The following is a 13,787-nucleotide window of genomic DNA, read 5'->3' as shown; positions in this document are numbered from 1 at the left end:
TAACTAAAGGAAAACAAAATGAAATTCCAAAATCTGAAAACAAAGCGAAGTACGCCCTGGCAACTGTTGCCGTTTCTGCAATGTCTGCACCTGTAATGGCTGAAGGCATTTTGGACACCGTGAAACAAGAAATCACTGGTTACAAAGCCGAAATCATCGCATTGGGCGCCATCGTTGTAGGTATTTCTATCGCATTTGCCGTTATCCGTATCGGTAAACGCGGTGCAAATCAGGTTTAAGGTGTAATCATGGGTTATCAAGTAGGCCGAATTTGTTACGAAACAGAACAAGAAGCCATCAATGTCTTGATGACCCAAGTTTCACCATCGATTGACAAAGACGGCGTGTTACATCACGCCGTTTTTGATGGTAAAGCTTGGAAGTATCAAGAACAGACAGTAAAACTCACGTTCCCACAATGCGAATTTGGCGAATTTGCACAAGCTGGCCGTGAGCTAGGCTATCAGCTTGTTTTAATAATGGTTTCATTATTTCTAATTGTGATTGCCGTCAAAGTAGTAGGCATGATAAGCAACAAGGAAGAAGAATGACCCCCGAAGTTGAATTTCTTATAGGTATGCTTCCGCCTTTTGCGGTAGCTATCTGTTTATACGTCTTAATCCGTAGTTTTCAGTAGTCATAACAAGGCATAAAGCATAGAATCTAATTTTCCGAAACATTTACGAAAGTTAGAAATATGTTTATCCAAACTTTTAATATTTTATTTGTAATTTTTTATATTCTTCATTTCTCCCAAATTATTTTAATACCTAATGAAATTAGGTATTTTATGATGATTTCTTTTTTAATTTTAAATATTTATGGGCTTCTGAAAAGAAAACCGTTTAATTTTAATAGAAAATCACTAGATGATGATTTATTTATTATGGATACAAATCCTAAAAAGCCTAAACCATCAGACCCTGATATGGTTAAGTTTATGTCTGACTTAAATAAATCAATAGAGAAGAAGAAACTAGATAAGATTAAAGTTAAAAATGAATAAATTAATCATTCTTTTATTAGTTTTATTTACATCTACTTTTGCTGTTGCAGGCGAAATTAATGTTAATAATTCAAAGTCTATCACTTATACAAAACAACATACTGAACATTGGGATAAGAAACCCTGGGCGCGTTCTGTATCAGATAATTCTTACAGAAAATTTCAAACAGAGGCCATGAAGGCACGATATCAGGGCTATTTATCAAAACAGACTGTAAATGCAACGTTTGAAGCTACTGTTTCCCGTAAAGCTGTTTTATCAGGCGCATTTCGCCTGGTAAAAGCAGGTGCAAAACTTGGATTAAAAGCCGTTCCGTATGTTGGTACTGCTTCATTATTTTATGACGCATATCAAATTGTTAAACCTTCTTTAGAATCTGAAGGCTATGAATACAGTCAAGAACAAGGCGAATTTATAAAAGGTTATCCAGACGCTTTATGTTTAAAAGACCGTGCTGTTAATTCGTGTGTAGGTATTGATTCTTCAATTATTAAAGCGTTAAACAAAGGCGGTCAAAGTCGTAAAGACGCCGAAGAATTAATGAGAATTCTTGTCGAAAAAGATTTTCAAAAAACATCAAAAATAATTATAGAAGATAGATACAAAGGAGCATATTTCCAATTTTGTTTTTATGCTGGTTCTGGTGTTTCTTGTCAAATCAGCACTGGTACGCGCTTTTATTATGGTGCAAAAAATGGACTATATAGTGAAACTTTGACAGAAGAAAAATTCCTACAAATCGCTACTCCTTCTATTGATGGAAACCCAACGCCATTTGTAGAAGGTACGGGCAAACCTGAATATAAAGAAAATATCAAAGTTCCTGCCGGAACAGTCGTTACAATCGGTCCTGTTGAAACGCCTGAAGGTAAAAAGACCTATACAGTAACTTTCACAAATCCGATTAACGGCGGTAGTAGTGAAGCCTCTGTACAGACTAATAATAGCCCTGCACCGACAGGCAATACTGGCGGTAGTCCTGATGGAAATCCTAACGATAAACCTGATGGAAAGCCTGATGGAAATCCTAACGGAAAGCCCGACGGTAAACCCGATGGCAATCCTGACGGTAAACCTGATGATAAGCCTGATGACAGACCAGACGATAGACCTGATGACAGACCCGATGATAAGCCTGATGGAAAAGACGGCAAAGATGGAAAAGACGGTAAGGACGGAAAAGATGGTAAGGACGGCAAAGAAGCCCAAGACCTTTGTGAAAAACACCCAGAAGCCTCGGCATGTAAAGATTTAGGGGATACGGACTATAAAGACTTAGAAATCCCTGAAAAAGCAATCAACCTAGAATTAAAACCGCTGGACGTTTTCAGCACCAACGGCACCTGTCCTGCTAACCCTACGTTCACTTTGGGCGTATTAGGAACTTTTGAAATTCCTTATGACTATTTCTGTAATATTGCCCGATTGCTTCGCCCTATATTGATTCTCGGCACGATAATTATGTGCGGATTTTTCGCTTTTAACGCAGTCAAGGAGCTTTAATTATGTGGGGCAAATTAATCACAAGCGTTTTAATGACCGTCGCAGGAAAAGTTATAACCGCACTTGGTCTTTCATTTGTCAGCTATGTAGGGCTAAATGAAATTCAAGGCTTTCTTTTATCACACGTTCAAACGCAAATAGGCGGTATTCCATCAGATGCCATGAACCTAGCTTATATCGCAGGAATTGGCGTTTGTCTGAACTGGATTTTCGGTACTTTCGCCTTTGTTGTATCACTTAAAAGTCTTTCTAAATTGTCAGCTTCTATCAGTAAAAAATAAAAGGGGTAACGTATGCTTTATTTAATTACAGGTGTTCCAGGTTCGGGCAAGACCCTGAAAATGATTTCAGACTTGATGACACGTCAAGACTTAAAAAACCGTCCTTTATATCTTGACGGCATTCCTGAAGTAGATGAAAAAATCATTCCAAATTTGCCTATTCCTGAAGGCGAAACAATGCAGACGTGGCACAAATGGGCACCGACAGGCGCAATACTCGTTATTGACGAATGCCAGCGAGTATTTAGGCCACGCCCAAGCGGTTCAAAAGTTCCCGATTTTGTGGCAGAACTGGAAACGCACCGTCATAAAGGTATTGATATTTTCTTATTGACCCAACATCCCAGACTAATTGACAGTAACGTCCGAGCTTTAGTAGGCCATCATTGCCATATCGGTAAAACAAATTTAGGCGTTCGCCGTATGTTGGAATGGGAAAGGTGCGCAGACCCAACATCATCAAGAGACGTATCATCTGCTGTAAAAAGCGTTTATACCTTAGATAGAAAAGCCTTCGGCGTATATAAATCAGCCGAAGAACACACCAAAATCAAAACCAAGCTAAGCCGTGTTGTATATATCTTCCCTGCCGTGCTTGCCCTCTTAATTACCGCTGGTTGGTATATCTATTCAAGCTGGAATAATCGGATAGACACGATGAAGGCAGAACAGGAAAAGCCCAAAATTGAGGCGCAAGCCTCAAGCCCTGAAGCGGTGGGGGCGGTTGCTGTTCCAACAGCAAACGGCACCAACGCAGAAGGGCAATACACGCCACAAACGGCTGTTCCTGAACCGCCGAAGCCACATCTATCAGAAGATGACTACAAGCCGAGAATTGAAGATAGACCCGAAACCGCGCCAATTTATGACGGCGTGAACAAATCAATAACTGCCATGCCTTGGCCTTCTGCTTGCGTAAAAAGTGATAATGGCTGTAATTGCTATACAGACCAAGGTTCTAAGATTGCTGAAATAAACAAAAAAACCTGTTTAAGCTATATCAAAGATGGCTTGCCGTTCAATCCTTATAAAGCCAAAAAGACCGAAACAGCAGAAGTTAAAGAAACCGAACAAGAAATAGAAAGGCCACAAGTTTTATCTATGGGCGGTAAAAGTCAACAGAATCTAATGTATGACGGCTATGTCGAAAAAGGAAACGAAATAGGCGCACAAAATGGCGCTAAAACAGGTTCATGAATCCGATCAGGATTGAACCTAAACCAATAAAACAACCATTAATCAAGTCAGGGGGAGGACGTCCAGAAAGATTTGTAAAGACAGCTTTATCGTCTTTATAAATCTTTTTGGATACCCCTTGACGCTAGCCCATCCAAAAACGCTTTAAAGAAGGGTTGGTGCGGTTTTTTGCGCCAACCCCTGCCACATGGCGAATGTCGCCGAAGGCAAGCACACGATAAGCTTCAAGCCCTGAATGAGTAAATCAGCCCATTGAGGGCTTGGCGTTTGACGAAACACCAAGTAAAGCCCACGACTTCGTAAGTACGGCCAAAGCGTACAGCTTGTAGCAAAGATAGAAGCGTGGGCTTTCGTACATCTTAAGTTTGAACACTATCTAGGGCAAAAAGCCCGAATTAATAAGGTAAAACCATGTACTTAGGAATAGACGTTTCAAAGCTCACAATAGATTGCTGTTTGATTGCAGACGGCCAAAATCATCAAAAGAAGTTTCAGAACAATAAAGGAGGATTTGAACAATTAATAAAGTGGCTACAAAGTCATAAAGTAACCGATAAGCTCCATTGTGTGTGCGAAGCAACAGGCACATATTACGAAGCATTAGCCGAATATCTTTATTCAAGATATACAATTACCGTAGAAAATCCACGAAAGATAAAAGGATATGCGATAGCAGAACTACAACGATCCAAAACAGACACACAAGACGCAAAGTTGATAGCGCAATATTGCGAAGACCGAAAGCACAAATTAAAAGCATGGCAACCGCCGGCAAAAGAACAGAAGCAATTACAAGAAATCGCCCGATATTTAGATTATCTAAAACAGCAACGCGCAACAGAAAAAGCCAAACAACACGAAGCACCCGACTACATCAAATCCCATATTCAAAAAACTATTTCAAACCTGACAGCACAAATACAGACAGTCAAAAAGCAATTACTCCAGTTCTACAAAGATAATCCAAGTTACAACAACCTGCGCAAAAGGCTGAAAACAATAACAGGCATAGGCGAGCAAGCGACAGCCGTATTGCTATCAACCTATAAAAGACATGAATTTAAAAATGCAAAACAGTTCACGGCTTATCTAGGTCTAGACCCTAGAAAGTATCAATCAGGAACAAGCGTAAACGGAAAAAGCAGAATATCAAAAATCGGAAGTTCGGAAATACGGAAAAGCCTTTATATGCCTGCCGTTGTCGCATATCGTTGCAATGCCTTTCCAGAATTTGTAGGCCGTCTGAAAAACAAGGGAAAACATATAAAGCTGATATTAATCGCCATCATGAGGAAACTGGCGGTAATCGCGTTTACGCTTTTGCAGAACGGCCAAGATTTCCAAGTGGAAAGATATAAATGAAAAATTAAACCTGGCTTTCGCCGTCGATTTTCAATTTATTGAAAATAAAACATAAATCAAAACATTGAATATATTCAAAACAAAACAAACACCCCGAATAAGTCGGGGTGCGTATTATTACAACGTCAAGAAATGTAAAGATATTTGACTGTGCAATACACTATCTTTGCTTTATAGCAAACTCGAAATTTAAGCCACGAAATCCAAACCTATGTCCAACGAGCGGCTGCTGTGGGTCAGATAGCCGAGGGCGATGCCGTCCACGCCGGTTTGCGCCACGCGTTTCAGGCGGTCAAAGCCGATGCCGCCCGATGCTTCGCAATAGACGGTGTGTGGGTGGGCGGTTTGTGTGTGGCAGCGGTTTGCCGCTTCTTTCAAGGTTTCGTCGTCCATGTTGTCCAACAAAATCCGTTCCGCGCCCGCTGCGATGGCTTCGTCCAGTTGTGCCAATGTGTCCACTTCGATTTCCACGCAGGTCAACGGTCCGACTGCCTGCTTTGCCTGCCGAACGGCTTGGGCGATGCTGTCACAATAGGCAAGATGGTTGTCTTTGATGAGGATGGCGTCGTCCAAGCCCATGCGGTGGTTCACGCCTCCGCCTGCTCTGACGGCGTATTTTTGCAGGACGCGAAGCAGTGGGATGGTTTTGCGGCTGCACACGATGTCTGTGCCGTATTCAGCGACTTCGGCTACTGCGCGAGCGGTGGCGGTGGCGATGCCGCTTAAGTGCGTGAGGTAGTTGAGCGCGGTGCGTTCGGCGGCGAGCAGCGCGCGGGCGTTGCCTTCGACGGCGGCAAGCGTCTGACCTGCACGGACTGCTTGTCCATCTTGGATTTCGGCTTGGAAACGGACGGACGAATCCATCGTCTGAAAGGCAAGGCGCGCCAAATCCATTCCTGCTATTACGCCGTCCTCACGACTGATCAGGAAAAGTTTGGCAGTTTTATCGGGCGCTATAACGGCTGCTGACGTAATATCGCCTCGCCTGCCCAGATCTTCGCTCAAGGCTTGTTCGACCATGGGGCGCAACAGGGTATCGGGCAGAGGAAGAAGATTGTTTTCAGACGGCATGGGGTTTCCTTTGTTGAAAAATATTGATATTGCCCGATGGGGCAAAATTTAATTTGAGGCCGTCTGAAAATCAGTTAGCGGTTACCCAGCGGCAGCCCGATATCAGAAATCAGCTGTTCGGGCAGAACGTCATCTCGGAAGCGGTAAAGCTGTGCAGGACGGCCTTTACTACCTGATACGCCGGTATCTGACGGCTCGATAAGGTTCTGCTGCTGAATCTGGCGGCGGAAGTTTTGCTTATGCAACAATCGGCCGCTGATGGCTTCGACGCTGTTTTGCAGTTGCAGCAGTGTAAATTCGGGCGGCATCAGTTCAAAAATCACGGGACGGTATTTGATTTTGGCGCGCAGGCGGGACAGAGCGGTCGCCAGTACGCGGCGGTGGTCGTGGCGCATGGGCTGCCCCGTGAACGCGAAGTCGAAGTTTTCCTGAAGCTCGGTGGCTTCCGCTATCAGGCCGCTTTCATACAGCATTTCATAGCGTTGCAAAACGTATTCTTCTGACCAGTTTTCAGGTTCTACCCCCCAGCACAAATGAATGCGCTTGAGCCGCTTTTGGCGCACTTCCTCCGTGTCCGCCGAGTTTGCCCAAATGCGCAGGCGGCTGACGATGGTCTCATGTTGCCCACCAGCGCTACGCAAATCTTCCCACGGAAAATAGCAGTAGCAGTCCTGCCATTTCGCATCAGGATGCAGGATGTTGTCGGCCGCCTCGCGCACCAGCCCCAGATAGCTGACGTACAAGACAGGCAGGCCTTGCTCGTTTTGACGGCGCGTATCTACAAACGTATAAAGCTGTTCTACATAGCCCATAGGCTGCGATGTCTGCTTGGCGACCCACATCCTGACTCCTGCTTGCAGAGAGTGGCGAAGCGGTGCAAGCAGGCCATTGGGTAATAGCTCTCCTTTGGCAACTGTCAAAACCCTCAAGCTGCCGTTTGTAATGGCAATCAGTACAGGAACCAGCTCAACGATACTTTGCGTATTGGCTGCTGTTTCAGGATAGGCATCCATACGTGGCTTTCATTCAAGAGAAAACCTTATTGTAAACCAAAGCGGTTTTCAGACGATCTTGCACATTATACTCAAGTTGAGCATAATATAAAAATATTTCAAAATATAAACGGCAAATCTTTATGCCGTCTGAAAAACCAGCCATAAGGAAGTCTCATGCAAACCGCCGCCCGCCGCTCGTTCGATTACGATATGCCCCTCATCCAAACGCCGACTTCTGCCTGCCAAATCCGTCAGGCGTGGGCGAAGGTTGCCGATACGCCCGACCGCGAGACGGCAGGTCGTCTGAAAGACGAAATCAAGGCTTTGCTGAAGGAGAAAAACGCGGTCTTGGTGGCGCATTATTATGTTGATCCGCTGATTCAGGATTTGGCTTTGGAAACAGGCGGATGCGTGGGAGATTCGCTGGAAATGGCACGCTTCGGCGCAGAACACGAAGCCGGTACATTGGTGGTGGCGGGTGTGCGATTCATGGGCGAGAGCGCGAAAATCCTCTGCCCTGAAAAAACGGTGCTGATGCCTGATTTGGAGGCGGAATGTTCTTTGGATTTGGGCTGTCCGGAAGAAGCGTTTTCAGCTTTTTGCGACCAACACCCCGACCGTACGGTGGTGGTATACGCCAACACTTCCGCCGCCGTGAAAGCGCGTGCCGACTGGGTGGTAACGTCTTCGGTGGCATTAGAAATCGTGTCGTATCTGAAATCGCGCGGCGAGAAGCTGATTTGGGGGCCCGACCGCCATCTCGGCGACTACATCCGCCGCGAAACGGGCGCGGATATGCTGTTGTGGCAGGGTTCGTGCATCGTCCATAACGAATTCAAAGGGCAGGAACTGGCGGCGTTGAAGGTGGAGCATCCCGACGCGGTGGTGCTGGTTCATCCTGAATCGCCGCAAAGCGTCATCGAACTGGGCGATGTGGTCGGCTCGACCAGCAAACTGCTCAAAGCCGCCGTATCTCGTCCCGAAAAAAAATTCATCGTGGCGACCGACTTGGGCATCCTGCACGAAATGCAAAAACAGGCGCCCGACAAAGAATTCATCGCCGCGCCGACGGCGGGCAACGGCGGAAGCTGCAAAAGCTGCGCGTTCTGCCCGTGGATGGCGATGAATTCGCTGGGCGGCATCAAATACGCCCTAACAAGCGGACGCAACGAAATCCTGTTGGACAGAAAGCTGGGCGAAGCCGCCAAACTGCCTTTGCAGCGTATGCTCGACTTCGCGGCAGGATTGAAGAAAAAAGATGTGTTCAACGGCATGGGCCCCGCCTGATTTGCCGTCTATATTGCCGTTTCAGACGACCTCTCAAACAAGGACAACACCATGCAAACGGATTGCGACGTATTGATTGCCGGAAACGGGCTGGCGGCACTGACGCTCGCCCTGTCGCTGCCTGAGTCGTTCCGCATCGTCATTTTGTGCAAAAACCGGCTGGACGACACCGCAAGCCGTCATGCCCAAGGCGGGATTGCGGCGGCGTGGTCGGGAGAGGACGACATTGAAAAACACGTTGCCGATACTTTGGAAGCGGGCACGGGTTTGTGCGACGAAGCCGCCGTCCGCACCATCCTGTCGCAGGGCAAACCGGCAATCGAATGGCTGCTGGCGCAGGGCGTGGCGTTCGACCGGAGTCATGACGGCCTTCACCTAACGCGCGAAGGCGGGCATACCTGCCGCCGAATCGCCCACGTTGCCGACTACACGGGCGAAGCCGTCATGCAGAGTCTGATTGCCCAAATACACTGCCGCCCGAGCATCCGCGTTTGCGAGCGGCAGATGGCGTTGGACATTCAAACCGAATCAGGCGCGGCGTGCGGGCTGACCGTCCTCGACTGCCGAACGCAAGAAACCTACCGCATCCGCGCCCGCCATACCGTACTTGCAGGCGGCGGCTTGGGACAGATTTACGCCGCCACCACCACGCCGCCCGAATGCACGGGGGACGCCATCGCTATGGCAATACGCGCAGGCTGCGCAGTTGAAAACCTCGAATTTATCCAATTCCACCCCACAGGCTTGGCAAGGCCGTCTGAAAACGGCCGTACCTTCCTGATTTCCGAAGCCGTGCGCGGCGAAGGCGGCATCCTGACCAACCAATCGGGCGAACGGTTTATGCCGCATTACGACTGCCGCGCCGAACTCGCTCCGCGCGACATCGTTGCCCGCGCCATCGCCGCCGAAATTGCCAAGCAAACGCAAGACTTCGTCTCGCTCGACATCAGCCGCCAACCCGCAGCGTTCGTCCGTCAGCATTTTCCGTCCATCCATCGGCACTGCCTGTCACAATGCGGCTTGGACATCACGCGCCAAGCCATCCCCGTCCGCCCCGTGCAACACTATACCTGCGGCGGCATCCAAACCGACCCCTGCGGCAGAACCTCCCTGCCGCAGCTCTACGCCTTAGGCGAAACCGCCTGCACCGGCTTGCACGGAGCCAACCGCCTCGCCAGCAACTCCCTACTCGAATGCGTCGTTACCGCCAGACTTGCCGCCCAAACCATCGCGGACGGACAAGCGTTCCAAACCGTACCGTCCAAAAGGTCGTCTGAAAAACCCACCGCCGAAGCAGGCATCTTTGCAGACGACCTTCAAAACACCTTCAGCCGTCCCGTCCTGCAAGCGTTCAACCAATGCCATCTCGGCATCCTCCGCAACGATACCGGCCTGCGCCGCGCCATCGCCCAACTTCGGCATTGGAAGCAAAACCAAGCCGAACCGCACACCGCGTCCGAATACGAAAACCGCAACCTACTCGAATGCAGCCTCGCCGTAGCCCAAGCCGCATACGCTAGACGGCAAAATATTGGCGCGCATTTTAATAGTGATTGTTAAGGCTGATAGTGAAAACATTTCTCCAATAAATAACGTCATTGACTGAAAAAGCAAAGGTTCACACATGATTAAGGAAGGGGCTGACGTAGATTAGCGGTTATGCTAAGCTACGAAAATGCAGATAACCAATTGTAAATTAAGTAAGAGAGTTCAAAAGAAACTACTTGAATTTTTTGTACTCCAAGTTACTGCCCGTTCTGCGGCCGATATTTTGGGTATCCATTCCAATTCAGCAGCACTGTTCTACCGTAAAATCCGCACGGTTATAAACTATCATTTGGCCTTGGCTGCCGATGAGGTTTTCGAGGACCCTGTCGAGTTGGACGAAAGCTATTTTGGCGGACGGCGTAAAGGCAGACGTGGTCGCGGTGCGGCAGGAAAAGTGGTTGTCTTTGGCATCCTGAAACGCAACGGACGGGTCTATACCGTTGTCGTAGATAATGCCAAGTCTGATACTTTGATGCCTGTTATCAAACAGAAAATCATGCCGGACAGCATTGTTTACACGGATAGCCTGAGCAGCTACGACAAGTTGGACGTGAGCGGTTTCATCCATTACCGCATCAACCATTCCAAGGAATTTGCAGATCGTCAGAACCACATTAACGGCATTGAGAATTTTTGGAATCAGGCAAAACGTGTCTTACGAAAATACAACGGAATCGATCGCAAATCTTTCCCGCTGTTCTTGAAAGAATGTGAATTTCGGTTTAACTTCGGCACACCGTCTCAACAGCTTAAAATTCTGCGGGATTGGTGTGGAATTTAGGGCTAATCTACGTCAGCCCCATTCACAAAGTGAATCAATAAAAAAGGATGGATTTTTTTCCTTTACCCACGAACACTGACGTCATACTAAGCGATCCTGCAAGCAGCTTATCGTTGAAAAATGTAATCTCGTCTTGTGGTTCGCGTAATGCCATGATGTACAGCAACGGCAAGTAATGATCTGGCGTTGGTACAGAAAGCTCGGCTTTTTCGCCTAGCTGCTCATAATGCACCAAAGTTTCATTATCTCGTGTTGCAATTGCCTGATTGACCGTTTCGCGGAACGCAAACGCCCAGTCATACCCTGCACCGATTTGATCGATATGTTCCCAGCTTATCGCCCTTAGATTATGCACAATATTGCCGCTGCCGATAATCAACACGCCTTGTTTTCGTAAGGCAGATAATTTTTTCGCCAAATTGAAATGCCATTCAGCTGATTTCAAACAGTTAAGGCTCAGTTGCACCACGGGAATATCGGCATCGGGATAGAGAAATTTCAACACCGCCCATGCGCCATGATCAAAACCACGTGTTGGGTTCAACTCGACATTTTCCGGCTGTAATAATGACTTTACTTGCTCCGCCAACTCAGGCGAACCAGGCGCGGGATATTGCATTTGGCTGAGCTCTTCAGGAAAGCCGTAGAAATCGTAAATCATTTCTGGATGTTCACCAGACGTAACCTGCAAACGGCTACTGTACCAATGCGCTGAAATCATCAAAATGGCTTTTGGTTTGGCAAACTTTTGCGTAATTAGGCTGAAATTCTGATTGAACGGGTTTTCTTTATCTAACGCATTCATCGGGCTACCATGCCCAACAAACAATACAGACATTTTTTTCATGTTCTGCTCCTCGTTATCTGATCCAGCAGATTGTACGGATAAATTTTTATTCAAAAAATACTGGTTTATGAACAATATCTTTTACTAATAGGAAATAATAGCTGACAAAGTTGGATGTACCATTGATGTATTTAGAAAAATGCATTAAAAAGCCGTCTGAACATTTTATTTCAGACAGCCAAAACTTTCTTTATTTCTGTATTGACAGAAATAAAAGATAAAAATAGAATACCATCACTATGAAACTGAATCCGACCACTGAAAAATTTATCCTCCATTGGGGTGAAATGGGTACCAAATGGGGCGTCAACCGTACCGTTGCACAAATCCATGCCCTGCTCTACATCTTAGGCAGGCCGATGAATGCCGAGGAAATTACCGAAACGCTCGGCGTAGCGCGCTCCAATGTCAGCAACAGTATTAAAGAGCTGCAAAACCTGAGATTGGTACATACCGTACATATTTTGGGCGACAGGCGCGATCATTTTGAAACTTCTGATGATGTCTGGACTTTGTTCCGTACTATTGCAGAAGTGCGTATGCAGCGCGAAATAGAACCGACGCGGCAATTTTTGCAAAGCCTGATCGACAGCCCCGAATTTAGTCAGGAAAATGAAACTGCCAAGCAGCGAATCCAACAAACCCATGATTTCATTAGTACGCTGACCGTGTGGGCAAATGAAATGCTGAAGCTTTCTACTTCAACCATGGTAAAAATTTTGAAAATAGGCGCTGGAATACAAAAATTTTTCCGATGATGGTAATGGACTTGTTCTCAATAAACATAGCCAATGCTATTTAGGATATGAAAACATGCTCATGACAGCTTTATGGGCATGTTTATCTGAAGCTTGATATTCTTTGGTAGATTTTGAATCACTGGATATGGATTTCCCTCCTAAGGAAACAATCCAGAAGCCTATCTAAAATTTTTTACCCTATAATTTCTCTTTTGACAGAAATTATAGAAATTACAGACTGATTATATATTTAAACCAAAACAAAATAGGAAACCAGCATGTCCGACAACACTACGCACACCCTACCCGCCTACCTGCCTTACTCGATGGGACTGCTATGGCTGTGGAGCGGTACCCAACCTCTATTTTTCATGCCTGAAATGTCATTGGATTTGCTGCATTCGGTCGGTATTCCCGATCCGTTGCAATGGCCTACATTAATCGCCGCTTCTCTGCTGGACATTGGTTTTGCCTTTTTATGCTTCAGCCGCTTTCGCTCCCGTTCCGAAATATGGTTGCTGCAATTGATAACCGTCGCGGCATACAGCCTGATTATTGCCTTCAGGCTGCCCGAAATGTGGATGCATCCATTTGCACCTTTGATGAAAAATCTGCCGATTATGGCTACTTTGTTTTTCCTGTATCAATCCGTAGGAGATAAAAAATGAATACCTATTTAATCGTTAAAACCCTGCATATCATCTCGGCTACCTTAATGGTCGGCACCGGTTTTGGTACAGCGTTTTACCTCTTTTGGGCAAACCGCAGCGGTTCGGTTGCCGCGCAGTCGGTCGTCTCGCATTGGGTCATCAAAGCGGACTGGTGGTTTACAACCCCCGCCGTCATTTTCCAGCCATTGTCCGGCTTATGGATGCTGTATGAACGCGGCTATACCGTTGCCACTATGCTGGAACAAAATTGGATATGGATGACGCTGGCCTTATACATCTTTTCAGGCATTTGCTGGCTGCCTGTTGTCTGGCTGCAAATCCGCATGTCCAAGATTGCCGAAAAAGCGCACAAAGAAAACGCAGACACCATTCCGGAGCCCTACTGGCGTTACGCCAGACGCTGGGAATTGCTGGGCTATCCCGCCTTCTGCGCCACTATTGTGATTTACTTCCTGATGGTGATGAAGCCGATTTAAAGATTTTCAGACGACCTCAGC

At 46.6% G+C, this 13,787-nt stretch carries 16 protein-coding genes; 13 read left to right on the top strand and 3 right to left on the bottom strand.

The genetic code is table 11. The features are described 5' to 3' along the window. The first annotated feature begins 80 nt into the window (after window positions 1–80). From TW89_RS11730 to TW89_RS07465, 7 genes are all read left to right on the top strand, one after another. The gene (locus TW89_RS11730; RefSeq protein ID WP_164836710.1) at window positions 81–239 is read left to right on the top strand and encodes a hypothetical protein; all 159 of its coding nucleotides are present in this window, start codon (window positions 81–83) and stop codon (window positions 237–239) included. A gap of 9 nt (window positions 240–248) precedes the next feature. Next, the gene (locus TW89_RS07495; RefSeq protein ID WP_128581034.1) at window positions 249–551 is read left to right on the top strand and encodes a hypothetical protein; all 303 of its coding nucleotides are present in this window, start codon (window positions 249–251) and stop codon (window positions 549–551) included. A 146-nt stretch (window positions 552–697) separates the two neighbouring features. Further along, complete coding sequence (locus TW89_RS07490) at window positions 698–1,006, top strand: hypothetical protein (protein ID WP_128581033.1); 309 nt, start codon at window positions 698–700, stop codon at window positions 1,004–1,006. Continuing rightward, a complete protein-coding gene (locus TW89_RS07485) occupies window positions 999–2,510 on the top strand; it encodes an IgG-binding virulence factor TspB family protein (RefSeq protein WP_128581032.1) in 1,512 nt (503 codons plus the stop codon). Before TW89_RS07490 ends, TW89_RS07485 begins: the two co-directional genes overlap by 8 nt. Before the next feature lie 2 nt (window positions 2,511–2,512). After that, on the top strand, window positions 2,513–2,791 hold the full coding sequence (locus tag TW89_RS07480; RefSeq protein WP_070823738.1) for a DUF2523 domain-containing protein: 279 nt from the start codon (window positions 2,513–2,515) through the stop codon (window positions 2,789–2,791). Between the two features lie 12 nt (window positions 2,792–2,803). Beyond that, window positions 2,804–3,988: a zonular occludens toxin family protein gene (locus TW89_RS07475; RefSeq protein ID WP_128581031.1), complete on the top strand. Its 1,185-nt coding sequence runs from the start codon at window positions 2,804–2,806 to the stop codon at window positions 3,986–3,988. A 411-nt stretch (window positions 3,989–4,399) separates the two neighbouring features. Continuing rightward, window positions 4,400–5,350: an IS110 family transposase gene (locus TW89_RS07465; protein ID WP_128581030.1), complete on the top strand. Its 951-nt coding sequence runs from the start codon at window positions 4,400–4,402 to the stop codon at window positions 5,348–5,350. A 189-nt stretch (window positions 5,351–5,539) separates the two neighbouring features. Here TW89_RS07465 and nadC read toward each other — a convergent pair whose 3' ends face one another. Further along, a complete protein-coding gene (gene nadC / locus TW89_RS07460) occupies window positions 5,540–6,421 on the bottom strand; it encodes a carboxylating nicotinate-nucleotide diphosphorylase (RefSeq protein WP_128581029.1) in 882 nt (293 codons plus the stop codon). 74 nt (window positions 6,422–6,495) lie between these two features. Continuing rightward, complete coding sequence (locus tag TW89_RS07455; RefSeq protein ID WP_128581028.1) at window positions 6,496–7,434, bottom strand: NUDIX hydrolase; 939 nt, start codon at window positions 7,432–7,434, stop codon at window positions 6,496–6,498. A 156-nt stretch (window positions 7,435–7,590) separates the two neighbouring features. Between TW89_RS07455 and nadA the strand changes: the two genes are divergently transcribed. From nadA to TW89_RS07435, 3 genes are all read left to right on the top strand, one after another. After that, on the top strand, window positions 7,591–8,703 hold the full coding sequence (gene nadA / locus TW89_RS07445; protein WP_128581026.1) for a quinolinate synthase NadA: 1,113 nt from the start codon (window positions 7,591–7,593) through the stop codon (window positions 8,701–8,703). A gap of 51 nt (window positions 8,704–8,754) precedes the next feature. Continuing rightward, on the top strand, window positions 8,755–10,263 hold the full coding sequence (gene nadB / locus TW89_RS07440) for an L-aspartate oxidase (RefSeq protein WP_128581025.1): 1,509 nt from the start codon (window positions 8,755–8,757) through the stop codon (window positions 10,261–10,263). A gap of 115 nt (window positions 10,264–10,378) precedes the next feature. Next, window positions 10,379–11,032: an IS1595 family transposase gene (locus TW89_RS07435; RefSeq protein WP_128581024.1), complete on the top strand. Its 654-nt coding sequence runs from the start codon at window positions 10,379–10,381 to the stop codon at window positions 11,030–11,032. Between the two features lie 34 nt (window positions 11,033–11,066). Here the strand turns inward: TW89_RS07435 and ygiD are convergent, their stop codons facing one another. Beyond that, on the bottom strand, window positions 11,067–11,879 hold the full coding sequence (gene ygiD, locus TW89_RS07430) for a 4,5-DOPA dioxygenase extradiol (RefSeq protein ID WP_128581023.1): 813 nt from the start codon (window positions 11,877–11,879) through the stop codon (window positions 11,067–11,069). 239 nt (window positions 11,880–12,118) lie between these two features. Here ygiD and TW89_RS07425 point away from each other — a divergent pair, with 239 nt between their 5' ends. The 3 genes from TW89_RS07425 (at window position 12,119) to TW89_RS07415 (ending at window position 13,766) form a co-directional block, all read left to right on the top strand. Further along, window positions 12,119–12,637, top strand: coding sequence for a GbsR/MarR family transcriptional regulator (locus TW89_RS07425; protein WP_063068990.1), 519 nt, complete (start codon window positions 12,119–12,121; stop codon window positions 12,635–12,637). A 260-nt stretch (window positions 12,638–12,897) separates the two neighbouring features. Next, window positions 12,898–13,287 (top strand): DoxX-like family protein, encoded by a 390-nt coding sequence (locus tag TW89_RS07420; RefSeq protein ID WP_128581022.1) that lies wholly within the window; start codon window positions 12,898–12,900, stop codon window positions 13,285–13,287. Continuing rightward, window positions 13,284–13,766: a DUF2269 family protein gene (locus TW89_RS07415; protein WP_128581021.1), complete on the top strand. Its 483-nt coding sequence runs from the start codon at window positions 13,284–13,286 to the stop codon at window positions 13,764–13,766. Before TW89_RS07420 ends, TW89_RS07415 begins: the two co-directional genes overlap by 4 nt. Window positions 13,767–13,787 lie beyond the last annotated feature (21 nt).

The sequence above is a fragment of the Neisseria flavescens genome (assembly GCF_001618065.1).
In the GTDB taxonomy this organism is placed as follows: Bacteria; Pseudomonadota; Gammaproteobacteria; order Burkholderiales; family Neisseriaceae; genus Neisseria; species Neisseria flavescens_A.
The sequence above is the reverse complement of the archived record's forward strand: the minus strand, read 5'-3'. Positions and strand labels throughout refer to the sequence as shown.